The 13,443-nt window shown below is 63.4% G+C and carries 9 protein-coding genes; 6 read left to right on the top strand and 3 right to left on the bottom strand.

Going from position 1 to position 13,443, the window contains the following annotated elements; genetic code table 11:
- The first annotated feature begins 13 nt into the window (after positions 1 to 13).
- From G473_RS0102480 to G473_RS0102470, 3 genes are read left to right on the top strand one after another with little or no spacing between them, the layout of a single operon-like run.
- Positions 14 to 2,242 (top strand): NHLP family bacteriocin export ABC transporter peptidase/permease/ATPase subunit, encoded by a 2,229-nt coding sequence (locus G473_RS0102480; protein WP_084437585.1) that lies wholly within the window; start codon positions 14 to 16, stop codon positions 2,240 to 2,242.
- An 8-nt stretch (positions 2,243 to 2,250) separates the two neighbouring features.
- A complete protein-coding gene (locus G473_RS24685; RefSeq protein ID WP_051329807.1) occupies positions 2,251 to 5,163 on the top strand; it encodes an NHLP bacteriocin export ABC transporter permease/ATPase subunit in 2,913 nt (970 codons plus the stop codon).
- A 30-nt stretch (positions 5,164 to 5,193) separates the two neighbouring features.
- Positions 5,194 to 5,739, top strand: a complete 546-nt coding sequence (locus G473_RS0102470; protein ID WP_029011801.1) for a cyclic nucleotide-binding domain-containing protein — start codon at positions 5,194 to 5,196, stop codon at positions 5,737 to 5,739.
- Between the two features lie 143 nt (positions 5,740 to 5,882).
- Here G473_RS0102470 and G473_RS0102465 read toward each other — a convergent pair whose 3' ends face one another.
- Positions 5,883 to 6,215, bottom strand: a complete 333-nt coding sequence (locus tag G473_RS0102465; RefSeq protein ID WP_029011800.1) for a hypothetical protein — start codon at positions 6,213 to 6,215, stop codon at positions 5,883 to 5,885.
- Positions 6,216 to 6,537: 322 nt separating this feature from the next.
- On the opposite strand from G473_RS0102465, the gene G473_RS0102460 reads away from it, so the two are divergent.
- From G473_RS0102460 to G473_RS0102450, 3 genes are read left to right on the top strand one after another with little or no spacing between them, the layout of a single operon-like run.
- Entirely contained in the window at positions 6,538 to 7,542 is a 1,005-nt protein-coding gene (locus G473_RS0102460) for a GNAT family N-acetyltransferase (RefSeq protein WP_029011799.1), read from the top strand.
- Positions 7,543 to 7,562: 20 nt separating this feature from the next.
- On the top strand, positions 7,563 to 8,405 hold the full coding sequence (locus tag G473_RS0102455; RefSeq protein ID WP_029011798.1) for a hypothetical protein: 843 nt from the start codon (positions 7,563 to 7,565) through the stop codon (positions 8,403 to 8,405).
- 1 nt (position 8,406) lies between these two features.
- Complete coding sequence (locus tag G473_RS0102450) at positions 8,407 to 9,261, top strand: hypothetical protein (RefSeq protein ID WP_029011797.1); 855 nt, start codon at positions 8,407 to 8,409, stop codon at positions 9,259 to 9,261.
- Positions 9,262 to 9,277: 16 nt separating this feature from the next.
- Here the strand turns inward: G473_RS0102450 and G473_RS0102445 are convergent, their stop codons facing one another.
- Positions 9,278 to 12,280, bottom strand: coding sequence for a CHAT domain-containing tetratricopeptide repeat protein (locus G473_RS0102445; protein WP_029011796.1), 3,003 nt, complete (start codon positions 12,278 to 12,280; stop codon positions 9,278 to 9,280).
- Between the two features lie 17 nt (positions 12,281 to 12,297).
- Positions 12,298 to 13,443 (bottom strand): MBG domain-containing protein (locus tag G473_RS30610; RefSeq protein WP_035705134.1); only part of this gene is annotated, 1,146 nt, incomplete at its 5' end.

The following is a 13,443-nucleotide window of genomic DNA, read 5'->3' as shown; positions in this document are numbered from 1 at the left end:
CGGAATGGCCAGCATGAGTGCAGCAACGACCGCCGCCCGCCCGAACCCTGGACAGACGGGTAAACCGGCGGAAGCCCTGTCCAAGCCGACCGGTAAGGTGGCCCGGGTGCCGACCTTCCTGCAGATGGAGGCGGTGGAATGCGGGGCGGCCTGCCTCGCCATGATCCTGGCCTATCATGGCCAATGGGCGACGCTGGAAGAATTGCGCATCGCTTGCGGTGTGTCGCGCGACGGGTCCAAGGCCTCCAATATCCTGAAGGCGGCCCGGGCGCGCGGCATGGTGGCAAAGGGCTTCCGCAAAGAGCCGGGTCAGCTTGCTTCCCTGCCGGTGCCGTCCATCATCCATTGGAATTTCAACCATTATGTCGTCTTTGAAGGGATCAAGGACGGCCATGCCCATATCAATGATCCCAGCCACGGGCCGACGCGCATTCCACTGGCGGAACTGGACGAGGCCTTTACCGGCGTTGTGCTGGCTTTCTCCCCTGGTGAGGGGTTCAAGCGGGGCGGCAGGCGACCCCGTATTGTGGATCAGGCGGCCCTTTATCTGCGCAATTCCTGGCCGCCGCTGGCGGTGACGGCAGCTTTTTCCATGCTGCTTGTGTTGCCGGGCATTGTGCTGCCGGGCTTGTCGAAAGTGTTTATCGACAATGTGCTGGTCCACCAGATGGAAGATTGGGTGGTGCCGCTGTGCCTGGGCGTCCTGCTGTCCGGTCTGATGCAGGGGATGCTGACCTTCTTCCAGCAGCGGCAATTGATGCGGCTGCGGGCCAAGCTGGCGCTTGCCCTCTCCACCCGCTATCTGACCAACCTTCTTTCCCGCCCCATGCATTTCTTCACCCAGCGCATGGCGGGCGATCTGGCAAACCGGGCAGCGGCGGTGGACCGTGTGGCAGAACTGCTGTCCGGCAGCCTTGCCACCAACATGTTCAATCTCACCGCCGTACTGTTTTATGGGCTGGCGATGGCGGCCTTCGATCCGCTGCTGGCCCTTGTGGCTATTGTGCTGGTGCTGGGGAACATTGCCCTGCTGAAACTGGCGGAACGGCGCCGCATTGACCTGAACCGCAAGCTGGCTGGTGACGAGGGTAAGTTGATGGCCGCCACCGCCGGCCTGATCGGCGGGATCGAGACCATCAAGGTTTCCGGTGGCGAGGCCGACATGTTCGGCAAATGGACCGGCTACCAGGCCCGTGTGCTGGCCACGCGCCAGCGTTTGGGGTCGCTGGATGTGACACTGGGGGCGGCGCCCACCTTGCTGGCGGCTTTGTCGACAGCGGCCTTGCTGGGTATTGGCGGATGGCGCGTGATTGATGGCAGCCTGACGGTCGGGTCCCTAGTTGCGATCCAGGCCCTGATGGCCAGTTTCACCACACCGATCACCGGGCTGGTGCAGCTTGCCGGCCAGATTCAGGCCATAAGGGGTGATCTGGACCGTATCGCTGATGTCTATGTCGCTGATCAGGCCGATGGGTCGGACAAACAGCCCCTTGGCCATGCCCCGCCGCCGGGCGCGCGGCTGGAAGGGCGGGTGGAACTGCGCGATATCAGCTTCGGCTACAGCCCCTGTGAGCCGGCGATGGTGGAAGGCCTTTCCCTGACCGTGGCGCCGGGCCGCCGCGTTGCCCTGGTGGGGGCTTCCGGCAGCGGCAAATCCACCATCGGGCGCATGGTGTGCGGCCTGCTGGAGCCCTGGTCGGGGGAAATCCTGATTGATGGCTATCCGTTAAAGGCAATTCCGCCCGATATTTTTGCCAGTTCAGTTGCCTATGTGGATCAGGATGTCTTCCTGTTCGGCGGCACGGTGCGCGATAATCTCAGCCTCTGGGACAGCACGGTGCCTGAACCGGCACTGACCCAGGCGTTGAAGGATGCGGAAATCCATGGCGAGGTGAGCCAGCGTCCCGGCCACTATGACAGCCAGGTTCTGGAAGGCGGGCTGAACTTCTCCGGCGGGCAGCGGCAGCGGCTGGAAATCGCGCGGGCGCTGGTGCGTGATCCGGCCATCCTGGTGCTGGACGAGGCAACCGCCGCCCTTGACCCGATCACGGAAAAGGCGATTGACGAGAATATCCGCCGGCGCGGCTGCACTTGCCTGATCATTGCCCATCGCCTGTCCACGATCCGCGATTGTGACGAGATCATCGTGCTGGAAAAAGGCCGCGTCGTGCAGCGCGGCACGCATGAGACATTGGTGGCGGAAGAGGGCCCCTATGCCGGCCTTGTCGCGGCGGAAGGGTGAGGCGGGAAATGCAGGAAACCGTGACGACCGTTCCGCCCCGTTCCCGTACCGCGCGCGCCTTGCGTGCCGACGCGCCGCAGCCCCTATGGATGCTTCCCGGTCCCCTGCGCGTGGTGACGGGATTTGTTGATCTGTTTGCCGTGCGCTGTCGGGATGGGCAGGAGCAGGGGCGCCGCCATTTCATCACCCGTGTTTCCGCCGGGGGCTGTATCTGGCCCGTGTCGCAGATCGGCGGCGGGGAAGCAGGTCTGCTGGGCCTGCTGGCCGTGGGGGGCCTGGATGCCCAGGTGGAGACACTGGCGACCGACCGGCCGCCACCGCTGCCCGATATCGACCAATGGATCGGCGCCATCCTGCGCCCGCGGGACTTGCCGGGCGGCCAGATTGCCCGCGTATTGACCCAGGGGCGGCATGATCTGGCGGAAGGTGATGCGGTGACGCTGCACCCGTCCCAGGGTTGCCTGTGGGTGACGGTGGAGGAAGGGGTTGTTGAAGGGCCGGAAGGCCCGATGCCCCCCTTGCCCATCCCTTTGATCGCCGGGCGGTGGCTGCGTGCCAATGGCGCGGCCCGTCTGTCCCTGCGCAGTTCCCGCGAGATGCGGGAAGAGGGGTTGCTGGAGAGCGCCCTGGCCCAGGTGGGTCAGATGCTGGGCCGGCAGGTGGAGGCCCAGTTATCGGCAGAAGCTGCGGAGCAGGCGGGTGCGGCACGGCGGCGCGAAGAACTCGCCCGCCAGAATGTGGAGGAGGCTTACGGCCTGCTGGCTACGCTGGTCGATCCGACCCTGAAGGGCCGGGTTGGCAATCAGGCGCCGGCAGGGCGGGAGGAAAGCGCCATCATCCGGCGCATCGCCGATCTGCTGGGCGTGGATTCCACCCCTTTGGCGGTGGAAACACCGGAGCCTTTGTCCCTGGAAGACAGCTTGCGTGCCGTGCGTCTGCGTGGGCGCGAGGTTCTGTTGCGGGATCGCTGGTGGTGTCGCACGGGCCTGCCCATGGTGGCGCGACTGGCGGAAGGGGGGCGGACGGTGGCCCTGTTGCCGGGGGATCGGGGCTATGATCTCTGGGACCCGCGTGCCGGCACCCTGACCCCGGTGACGGAGGCGCTGGCCCTGACGCTGACGCCGCGCGCGCAGACCATTTATCCCACCCTGCCGGCCCGGCCGGTCGGGCTGCTGGATTTTGTGCGGCTGGGCCTGCATGGTACCGGCCGTGACCGGCTCAGCATCGGGCTACTCTCCTTCGGTGCGGCCATGCTGGGCCTGTTCACGCCGGTGGCGACGGGCCTGCTGGTGGATAAGGTGGTGCCGGCGGCGGCGGTTGATCAGCTCTGGCTGCTGGTGGCGGGGCTGGTGACGGTGGCCGTGTGCATCGGTACGCTGGAATTCACCAAGACCCATGCCGTGCTGCGCCTGCAGGCGTGGTTGGACATGAAGCTGCAGGCCGCCATTGTCGACCGGCTGCTGCGGTTGCCGGCAGCCTTTTTCAAACGCTATACGATTGGCGATCTGTCCGACCGTGCGCTTGGCATCAATGCTATCCGGGAGATGCTGGCCGGGGCCGCCCTGTCTGCCCTGTTGGGCGGGGTGATGTCGCTGGCCAGTCTGGTGGTTTTGTTTTTCTATTCGGTGAAGCTTGCCTTCATCGCCATGGGACTGGTGGCGCTTTCCATTGCCATTACGGTCGGGCTCAGCCTGATCCAGCTTCGTCATGAAAGGCGGGAGGCGAAGGAACGCGGCATGGCCGAAGGGCTGGTGCTGCAATTCATCACCGGCATTGCCAAGCTGAAGGTGGCGGCGGCTGTCCAACGCGCCACCGTGCATTGGATGCACCGCTATGGCGCCCAGCGCCGTCACTCCCTGGCGGGGGAAGCGGTGGCCCGGTCGCAGACCGTGTTCCAATCCATCTTCGCGCCCATCTCAACCGTGGTGCTGATGGCATCGGTGGTGCTGATCGCCAAAGGGCTGATGGCTGAACAGGCGCTGCAATCACTGGCCGGTGTGGATGGTGGTGGCACTGCGGCCCTGCAGGCCGGCGGCTTCATGGCTTTTTTCACCGCCTTTGGCCAGTTTCAGGGGGCGATGACGCAACTTGTCGCCACGCTGACCTCTGTGATGGGTATTTTCCCGATCTGGGAACGGTCTAAACCTTTGCTGGAAACGCCGCTGGAAGAAGTGGCCGATGGTGTCGATGCCGGTCGGCTCGGCGGGGGTGTGGAGTTTTCCGGCGTTTCCTTCGCCTATTCGGCGGACGGCCCGCTGGTGCTGGAAAACCTCTCCTTCTCCATCCGGGCGGGGGAATTTGTGGCCATTGTCGGCCCGTCCGGCAGTGGCAAATCTACCCTGTTCCGCCTGTTGCTGGGCCTCGACCGGCCGCATCAGGGCGAGATTTTCTATGATAACCGGCCGATGAGCCGGCTGGCGTCGGACAGTGTGCGCCGCCAGATCGGCACTGTGCTTCAGAACGGGCGTATATTTGCCGGGTCCATGCTGACCAACATTCTGGGCTCGGAAAATGGCCGGTTGGAAGATGCGTGGGAAGCCGCCCGTCAGGTGGGGCTGGCGGGCGATATCGAGGCCATGCCCATGGGCATGCATACGGTGCTGGCGGAAGGTGGCGGCACCTTGTCCGGTGGGCAGCGCCAGCGGGTGATGATTGCTCGCGCCCTGGTTCGCCATCCGCGTCTGCTGCTGCTGGACGAGGCGACCAGCGCCCTGGACAACCGCACCCAGGCCGCCGTGATGCAATCATTGGAAAAGCTGGATGTGACGCGGGTGATGATCGCCCACCGGCTCAGCACCATCCAGAAAGTGGACCGTATTCTGGTGATCGACCGGGGCCGGCTGGTGGAGCAGGGCAGCTTCGCCGAGCTTCTGGCCCATGATGGGGTTTTTGCCGCGCTGGCGCGGCGTCAGATGCTGTGATTGAGACACCGCTGAGAAGGCGAGGGACAGATGCGTAAGGTACTCTATATTCTGGGGCAGCTCGACGACATGGATGTGGAATGGATGGCCCGCCAGGGCCGCCGCCGCGCCGTGAATGCAGGGGATGTTCTGGTCCGCCAGAACGAGCAGAGCGACCACCTGTTCATCGTTCTCGACGGGCGCATGGATGTGGTGGTGCGCAATGTCGGCAATGTCGCTGCCTTGGGCGCAGGCGAGATTATCGGCGAACTGTCCTTTGTTGACAGTGCACCGCCTTCCGCCTCCGTCACGGCGGCGGGGCCGGGATCGGTCCTGATGCTGGAAAAGAAGGTTCTGGCGGCCAAACTGGCCAGCGATGTTGGTTTCGCCATGCGCTTTTACCGCGCCATCGCCCTGTTCCTGGCCGATCGTTTGCGCGGCACGGTTCAGCGTATGGGCTACAGCGCCGACCAGCCCTTGCAGGAAGACACGGTGCAGGGCGATGAACTGGATGAAGGGCTGTTGGACACGGTTTCCCTGGCGGGTGACCGGTTTGACAGGCTGCTGAAGCGTCTCGCAGATTGCCCGACCTGCTGATCCCGGCACAGGCGGTGTCTTCGGGCACCGCCTTTATTTTGCCCGTCACGACCGCAAAGAAAAACGGCCTCTGACCGGTAATGGTCAAAGGCCGCAGTTGTCAGGTGGATAATATTCCACCGGAAAAATATATTTTGTAATATTTAGCGCTTCTTCGGCTTCTTATCCGGGTACGGCGGGCCGTACAGGATGAAGGCGGAGAAAGATGTGCCGCCAGAGGCGAGATCCAGCAGAGAATCCGGCAATTCGCTTTCGTCCAGGTTGGCCGGCAGGACGATGTTGATCTCTCCCGGCTGCTCCTGAATGATATTGATCTTATGGCCCGGCAACGGATCCACGCCCAGGATGCGCTCAATCGCCTTGTGCGGGTCGTTCAGCAGCACATCGCGGAATTCCGCATCCGTCTGTGCGCGATGGATCAGGGCTGTGACCGTCTGGTCACGGACCTTCTGGAGCGGATTGCTCTCCTCACTCATCTTTGTCTCCGGGAAAGTGGAAGAATATGGCCGGTCGGCCGCTTCGATCCGGGGATGGTTGAAACCATAATCCCTTCAATCAACGGAACCGCCCGCTGATAAGTATAGTGTTTAATATTCCTTTCCGATCTTTTCAAACAGGCCGGGCTATGCGGAAAGGATTTGACGCTTTGCGATAATTCTCTTTCCAACTTTACTATGCGCGCGCGTAACCGGCTAAAGCGCGCCAGTCATTTTCGCATAGAATTAAGGCGGAAGGCGGGGCGGCTGGGCAGATGCCGCTGGACCTCATACATGTCAAAGTGCGGTCTCTATATGAGAGATGCCGGGGGGCCTTTCCATCATGATCCTGGATGCCAGCCCTTTGCAGCAAGGCAAAGGCAATGGGGACATCATCATCCGCCCGGCGGATGCGGCCGAGGCATCCATCCTGGCCCCATTGACCTTCCGTTCCATGGCGGGTTTGTTGAGTGGGCTGGATCAAGTCCGTCACGTTGCCTTCGCCGCCTGGACCGATGACCGGCCGGTGGGCCTGTTGCTGGCCGGTCCCAATCTGGTGCGGGAACCGCCGCCCCAACTCTATTCCATCGTTGTGGCTTCTGGCTGGCGGCGCCTGGGCACCGGTGGCCGGCTCATGGCCGCCTTTGCCGATTGGGGAGCCAGGCAGGGGCATAGCGCTTTGGTGACGGAATGGTCGGACCGGTTACCGGGAAGCGCAGCGCTGGCGGCGCTGCTGTCGCGGTCGGGCTGGACACCACCCCGGCAGGCCAGTCTGCGCTTGCAAAGCACCGTGGACCGCACAGAGCGCGTCTTCACCCGTCGGGATCAGCTTCTGGCCCGGTTGGAAAGAGATAATATCTGCATCATTTCCTGGGGGCACGCACCGGCGCAGGTGAAGGAGCGCCTAGTTACCCTTGCCACAATGATGGGGGATGGCGGTACCCTGCCGGATTGGGGCGACCCCAGGCCCTGGCTGGCGCAACTTGACCCGCTTTACAGCCTGCTGATCCTTGACGGGCAGGATAATCCCCTGGGTTGGATCATCTGCGAACATCAGGTGGCGGTGGGGCGCTGGTTCTTCCCTATTGGCTGGATCCATCCCGACCATGCGCGGCGCGGCCTGCTGATGGCGGCGATTGCCCGCGTCACGGCCATGCTGGCTGAAAATCAGGGGCCGGACGCCATAGCGGCGTTCGAAACGACGCATCTCAACAAAACAATGTGGTACATGCTGGAAAAACACTTCCGCCCCCATGCCACCATGGCGGATTATCTGTTGGCCAGCCGGTGCGACCTGATCGCCAAGCCCGGAGGGGCCGCGGCATGAACAGGAGGACCGGTCTCAGGATGCATGGATTTGACAGCAGGCAGATTGTGATTGATGCGTTTGTCGCCCGTCTGCTGGATGGGTTCCACCGCGTTTATGGCAGCCTGTATCCCGAACATACCAACGCCCTTTCCACCACCGCCGTTCTGGCGATGGAAGCGCTGGTCAATTCCACCGCCCCTTATCATGATTACGAACATTCGATCATGGTGACCATGGTCGGGCAGGAGATCGTGCATGGCAAGATGCTGCGCGAAGGCAATGTCAGCCCGACTGAATGGGTGAATTATCTGGTTGCCCTGCTGTGCCATGATATCGGCTACCTGCAGGGTGTGTGCCCCGGCGATCGGGGCAATATCGCGGTGATCAATGCCGCCGGCGATACGGTGACCGTTCCGCCCGGTATGACGGATGCCTATCTGACCCCCTATCATGTGGAGCGGGGGAAGCTGTTTGTCAGCTGGCGTTTCAAGGATGATCGCATTATTGATAGCGACTTTGTCTGCACTTGTATTGAAAATACACGGTTTCCTGTACCCGCCAGCGGGGAAAAGGCGCTGGAAAGCTGGCCGGGCCTGGTATCCGCTGCCGATCTGATCGGCCAGATGGCCGATCCGGATTATCTGCGCAAATTGCCGGCCCTGTTTCAGGAGTTTGCCGAGATTGGCGCTAATGAGAAGATGGGCAACCAGTCCCCGGCTGATTTGCGCCGCACATATCCGGCCTTTTTCTGGAACCATGTCCATCATCACATTCTGGGCGGCCTGTCCTTCCTGGAAGTGACGCTGGAGGGGCGTAAATGGATATCCAGCCTGATGTCGCATGTCTTTGTGCAAGAACATCATGGTCGGGGAAGGGTGTAACATGTTCCGTCCCGCCGATATCGTGATCGAGGCGCTGCTGAAGCGGATCGCCGACGATTATGTAAGTCTGTTCCCACTGGCCCCGGCTGAATATTGCGAGGCCTTACAGCGGGCCTGCCGTACCGGCGCCACCCATGCGGCCCGTACCGACGCGCTGTACCATAATCTGGACCATACGGTTCAGGTGGTCTGTGTCGGGATGGAGATGCTGAAAGGCAAGATGCTGCGTGACGGGGATGTCGACGCGCATGAGGCGATGCATTTCATCGCCGCCCTTCTGCTTTTTGCCATTGGCTTCAACCGTCGCCTGCTGCCTGAAGATACGGCAGATAGTGTGGTCATCGCCGCGGACGGCACGCGCATCGATCTGCCACCAGGGGCGACGGATGGCTATCTGCGTCCCTATGCACCGGATCGGGGGATGATGTTCGTGCGGGCCCAGTTCGGCACGTCCAGGGTCCTGGATGCGGAGTTGCTGGCGACCTATATCGACTATACTCGGTTCCCCCCTTCACCGGATCGTCAGCCCGATATGCTGGGTTTTGCCGGGCTGGTGCGGGCGGCCAGGGTGATCGGTATGGTGGCCGATCCCTATTTCATGAAAAAGATCAAGCTCTTGACGCTGGAGCTGGCTGAGTCCGGCATGCTGCGCCAGTTGGGCGTGACCGATGCGGTGGAGTTCCGCGCCAATTACGTCTCCCTGTTCTGGCAGATGCTGAACCCGCTTATCTGCGAGGGGATCGAGTTGCTGGAATATACCAACCATGGCCGTGACCGGTTGGCTTCCATGCGGCTGCACCTGCTGCGGGAGGAGCATCTGAACTCCATCCACCAGCGCCTTGCAATCGCCGGCTGACAGCCCGGACGGGGGATCAGCCCCCCGCCGGCAATATACCATCCCCGATCAAGGTAAAGGCGCCCCAGAAATAGGGATGTGCCTGTCCCGGCAGGCCCAGGGCAGCACGCTGGGCTGCGGCCAGGGCTGCGGCGGCGTCACGATCCTGTGCGGACCGGGCCATTGCAGCGAATGTGCCCGTCATCAAGGTCACGGTCGGGCGTGAGGGCACCTGCCAATGGGTGACCAGCATGTTGCGCGCGCCGGCGAAGAAGAAGGATTCCGCCAGCCCGGTCAGTGCCTCGCCGCCGAAACGGCCATCCCCGCCCGCCGTATTGCAGGCGGACAGCACGACCAGTTCGGCATTCAGCCGTAACATGGCTACGTCCGATGCTGTCAGCAGCCCGTCATTGGCGGGGTCCGGGGTGGCGGTGGTCGGCGGGGCCAGGGCCAATCCCGGTTCCGACTGGCAGCGCAATTCTCCTGGCAACAGGCCGTGGGTGGCGAAATAAAGCACGCGGTAATCAGCCAGCGGACGTTGCCGAAGGGCTGCTTTGGTCACCGTGGCGCCGGTCAACAGGTCAGCCGGTGCCGCTTTCAACAAAGCGCCGACTTGGGCAATTTCATCGGCGGTTTCCGGCAGGGGTGTTAAAGCCCGCAACAAAGCAGGATCGACGCCGCCGCCCGTGCGGCATTGCCGGCCCAACGCCGCCATCCCATCTTCCGGGCTGCCCTGGAACGGCGGTGCGGCAAGCCCAAGGAAGGGCAGGGGCGCCGATGCTTTTCGCCCTGTCTGCCGCAACGACAGGAAAGCGGTAACTGACGGGGCAATGGCAATGGCATGATCCCGCATCAACCATGCGGCTTGGGCATAATCCCGTCCCGATGGGGCTTGCGTCACCAGCACCGCCGGCGGCAGGGCAGACAGGGCACCATTGCTTACGAATACGATCCGTCCGGCGGCCTTCACCTGCTCGGCCACCGGACTGAACAGCGTCTGGTAAAGCGCGTGCGACTGGGCAAGATCGAATGGCAGCAGTCCATCCCGGCGTGGGGTGAAGGCGCGGCGCAATTCCCCCACCTGCCGCGTGGCGGCAGTCTGGCCCAATGGTACCTGATAAGCGGTGATCCCTTCCCGGGATACCAGGAAACCAAAGCCGTCATTCTCCGCTAGGGCGAAGATGGCCATCACTTCATTGTCGCGCAAGGCGGCGGCCAGCTTGTCAGCAGGCACCGTGTTGAACCGGCTCAACCGTGCATAATCAGGGAAGGCTTCCAACAGCCGCGCATCCTGTTGCGCCGCACGGCGTCCCGCGTCATCCAGTTGCGCGCGCAGCGTCTGCTCCCGCGCCGCATCGCGCTGGTTATCCGGCTTGGCGGTTTCCGTCGCCAGCTCCAGCCGAAGCCGGTCGCGGATGCGGCTGGCATCCTGCTGGTCGCGGATGATGGCGGCGATGGCCGGATCATCCGCGGCAAAACGGGCGCTGGCCCGGCCAATGGTCTGGCCGACAGCCCCCTCGCGCACCAACTGGCTGGCAGCAAACATCTCGGCATGCAGGGCGGGCGCCGATGCGGGATTGCGCGCAGCGATGGCCAGCGCTGCCCGCATGAAGGGGGCGATACGCTCCATGGGCAACTGAACCGGCGGCTGGTCGGCTGCCTGGATCATGGCGAAGGCACTGCGGAAGCTGGCCAAAGCCTCTGCCGCCATGCCGCCTTCCTGCTCCACCCGGCCCCGTTCCAGCAGTAACGACGCGACCGGCCAGCCATCACCGAACAATTTGCGATTGGTTTCCAGTGCTACTGTCAGCAGGTTGGCACCGCGCCGCGTATCGCCCGCCACAGCCGCTGCCAGTCCACGCTGTGCCAGAAGGCGGCTCTGCCACCAGGCCGGCAGGCCTGGTGTGCGGTCGAAAATATCCTGTGCTTCGGTTGCCGCCCGTTCAGCGGGGGCCGCCTGGCGCAGCTTGATGGCAATCGCTCCTTCCAGCACCAGACTATGGATCAACTCCGCCCGCGCGGCGGCCAGATTGCCCAGCACAGACCGGTTCATGCCGGTCGGGTCGTTGCCCTCCAACTCCGCCACCAGGGCGCGGCGGGCAGCGGTGGCGTCACGGGCCAGACCCAGGGCTTCCGTGGTGCGTCCGGCGGACAGGGCGTGGAACCCGCGATAGGCGGTCAACCGCGCCCGCATTGTGCGGTCAAACGATCGCAAAACCAGCGCCTCGGCCCTGGCGAACAGTCCATCGGCTTCCTCATACCGGCCCTGGTTGGATACTTCCAAAGCCAGATTCATCAAGGTTTCGCCCAGGGCCGGAGAATCCGATCCCAGAATACGGCTTTGCGTCTCCAACGCGCGCCGATAGGAGGCTTCGGCTTCGGCGAAATTTTCCAGGCTGTTGGCTAACCGCCCCTGTGTCGCCGCGCCTTCAAACCGCTTGATCTCCCCAGGGCCGAACGGGGTGACGCTGGGCCCGAGGGTGGTGCTGATACTGGTTTCTGGTGCGGGCAGGGGACGACCGGCCAGGGCGGCGGCAGCCTGTGGCAGAAGGTCGGCCAGAGAGGGGATGATATCGGCCTGATAAAGCTGGCCATCATGGGCCAGCACCAAGCCCAGATGCGGCCATCCGCCCTCGCGCAGCATGCAGGACTGGACCATGACTTCGCCTGACGGCGTGCTGGCCCAACCCGGTTCCTGGCAACTGGCCTTGAAGGCGAGCTGGTTTGCCCAGGCGGACCGGTCGGATTGCTCACGCAGGGCCTGCCGCCCGGCATCGCCGGCAGGCAAAATGTTCCCAAGCGGGCTGACCAGGATCTGGCCGCCCGGTTCCTGCCAGTCGCCGCAGAAAATATCATAGAGCTTCGATTGGCCAGGAATGGCGACGGGTTGGGCCCGGCATTGCAGCCCATCCCCGATCTGACCAACGGCAATGGCTCCCCCCGTAGCACCTGCCAAGGTGGTCGGACGATCAGCACAGCCGGACAGGATAAGGGTCAGGCCGGCTGCGAAGGCGGCGGATGAAAGCAGGCGGCGGTCCATGCGGGGCTTCATCCTTGTCACCAGGCGCGTCCCATAGCGGGATAATTTTGATCGACCGGTTGGCCGCTGCTGGAAACCGCAGGTGTCCGCACCGTCTGTAAGGACAACAGGCCGGGGATGATCACTTCTGGTACCGTGGCGCTATCAGTCGCCCGCCCGGAAGCGGGTGGCGGTTCCGCTGCCACGATGGCGGCCACGGTTTCAGTGTCGGCCGGGGAGGTGTTTCCTTCGGTGCCGCTGGCAGGTCCGCTTGCGCTGCTGCTGGTGGCACTTGCGCCGGTCGCCACGGCGGCGACCTGCTGGCTGGTGGGCGGGCTATTGGCAGCGGTTGTGGCGGTTGAGGGTTCAACCGTCGTCGATGCCGATGGGGCCGTGGTGCCAAGAGAGACGGGCGCCGTCGCCGTGGGGGTTGAGATAACCGGCTGACGGGGTTGGGCGATAACGTTGACAACGGTGATCGGGGGCACGCTTTCCCCACCCCCCGTCACCGGCGGCAATGTCGTGGCAGGCAGAATGGTCAGCGTACCAGCGACAATCGTCACGACATAATTCGCCGCCGTTCCGCCGCTGCCAGTGATTGCATAGGCCCCTGTTGGCGACGCGCTGGTCGCGCTGGTGCTGAAGGCAAGGCCCGTCACCACATTTCCGCTATCACCATTAACCAGCCCCTCATATTGAGCACTGAAGACCGGGTTTTCCGCACCGATACTGCGACTGGCATCATTGATGCGGACGGTCAGGGTCGCGGGATCGATGGTAAGGCTGCCGGCCTGATACTGGATGGTGTAGTTTGCTGCCGTGCCGCCGCTGGCGGTAACGGCATAGGTGCCGACGCCGCTGGCCTGCGTGGCGCCAGTATTGAAGGTGACATCGGAAACGACGCTGGCAGTATCTCCATTCACGAACCCTGAAACGTCATAGGTGAAGGTGGGATTGGCCTGCCCATAAGTGCGGCGGGTGTTGTTGACCTGGAGGGTCAAGGCCGCCGGATCGATGGTCAGACTGCCGGCCTGATACTGGATGGTATAGTTGGCCGCAGTGCCGCCGCTGGCGGTGACGGCATAGGTGCCGACGCCGCTGGCTTGTGTAGCGCTGGTGTTGAAGGCGACACCGGAGACGACACTGGCACTGTCACCATTGACTAGCCCGGCAACGTCATAGGC

Source organism: Niveispirillum irakense DSM 11586, assembly GCF_000429645.1.
GTDB classification, from domain to species: Bacteria; Pseudomonadota; Alphaproteobacteria; order Azospirillales; family Azospirillaceae; genus Niveispirillum; species Niveispirillum irakense.
This window is presented reverse-complemented; position numbering and strand designations above follow the sequence as displayed.

Excerpts from the sequence above, each read along its gene's own strand:
- G473_RS0102480 (WP_084437585.1), top strand. The coding sequence starts at position 14 with ATGAGTGCAGCAACGACCGCCGCCCGCCCGAACCCTGGACAGACGGGT.
- G473_RS24685 (WP_051329807.1), top strand. The coding sequence starts at position 2,251 with ATGCAGGAAACCGTGACGACCGTTCCGCCCCGTTCCCGTACCGCGCGC.
- G473_RS0102470 (WP_029011801.1), top strand. The coding sequence starts at position 5,194 with ATGCGTAAGGTACTCTATATTCTGGGGCAGCTCGACGACATGGATGTG.
- G473_RS0102465 (WP_029011800.1), bottom strand. The coding sequence starts at position 6,215 with ATGAGTGAGGAGAGCAATCCGCTCCAGAAGGTCCGTGACCAGACGGTC.
- G473_RS0102460 (WP_029011799.1), top strand. The coding sequence starts at position 6,538 with ATGCCGGGGGGCCTTTCCATCATGATCCTGGATGCCAGCCCTTTGCAG.
- G473_RS0102455 (WP_029011798.1), top strand. The coding sequence starts at position 7,563 with ATGCATGGATTTGACAGCAGGCAGATTGTGATTGATGCGTTTGTCGCC.
- G473_RS0102450 (WP_029011797.1), top strand. The coding sequence starts at position 8,407 with ATGTTCCGTCCCGCCGATATCGTGATCGAGGCGCTGCTGAAGCGGATC.
- G473_RS0102445 (WP_029011796.1), bottom strand. The coding sequence starts at position 12,280 with ATGGACCGCCGCCTGCTTTCATCCGCCGCCTTCGCAGCCGGCCTGACC.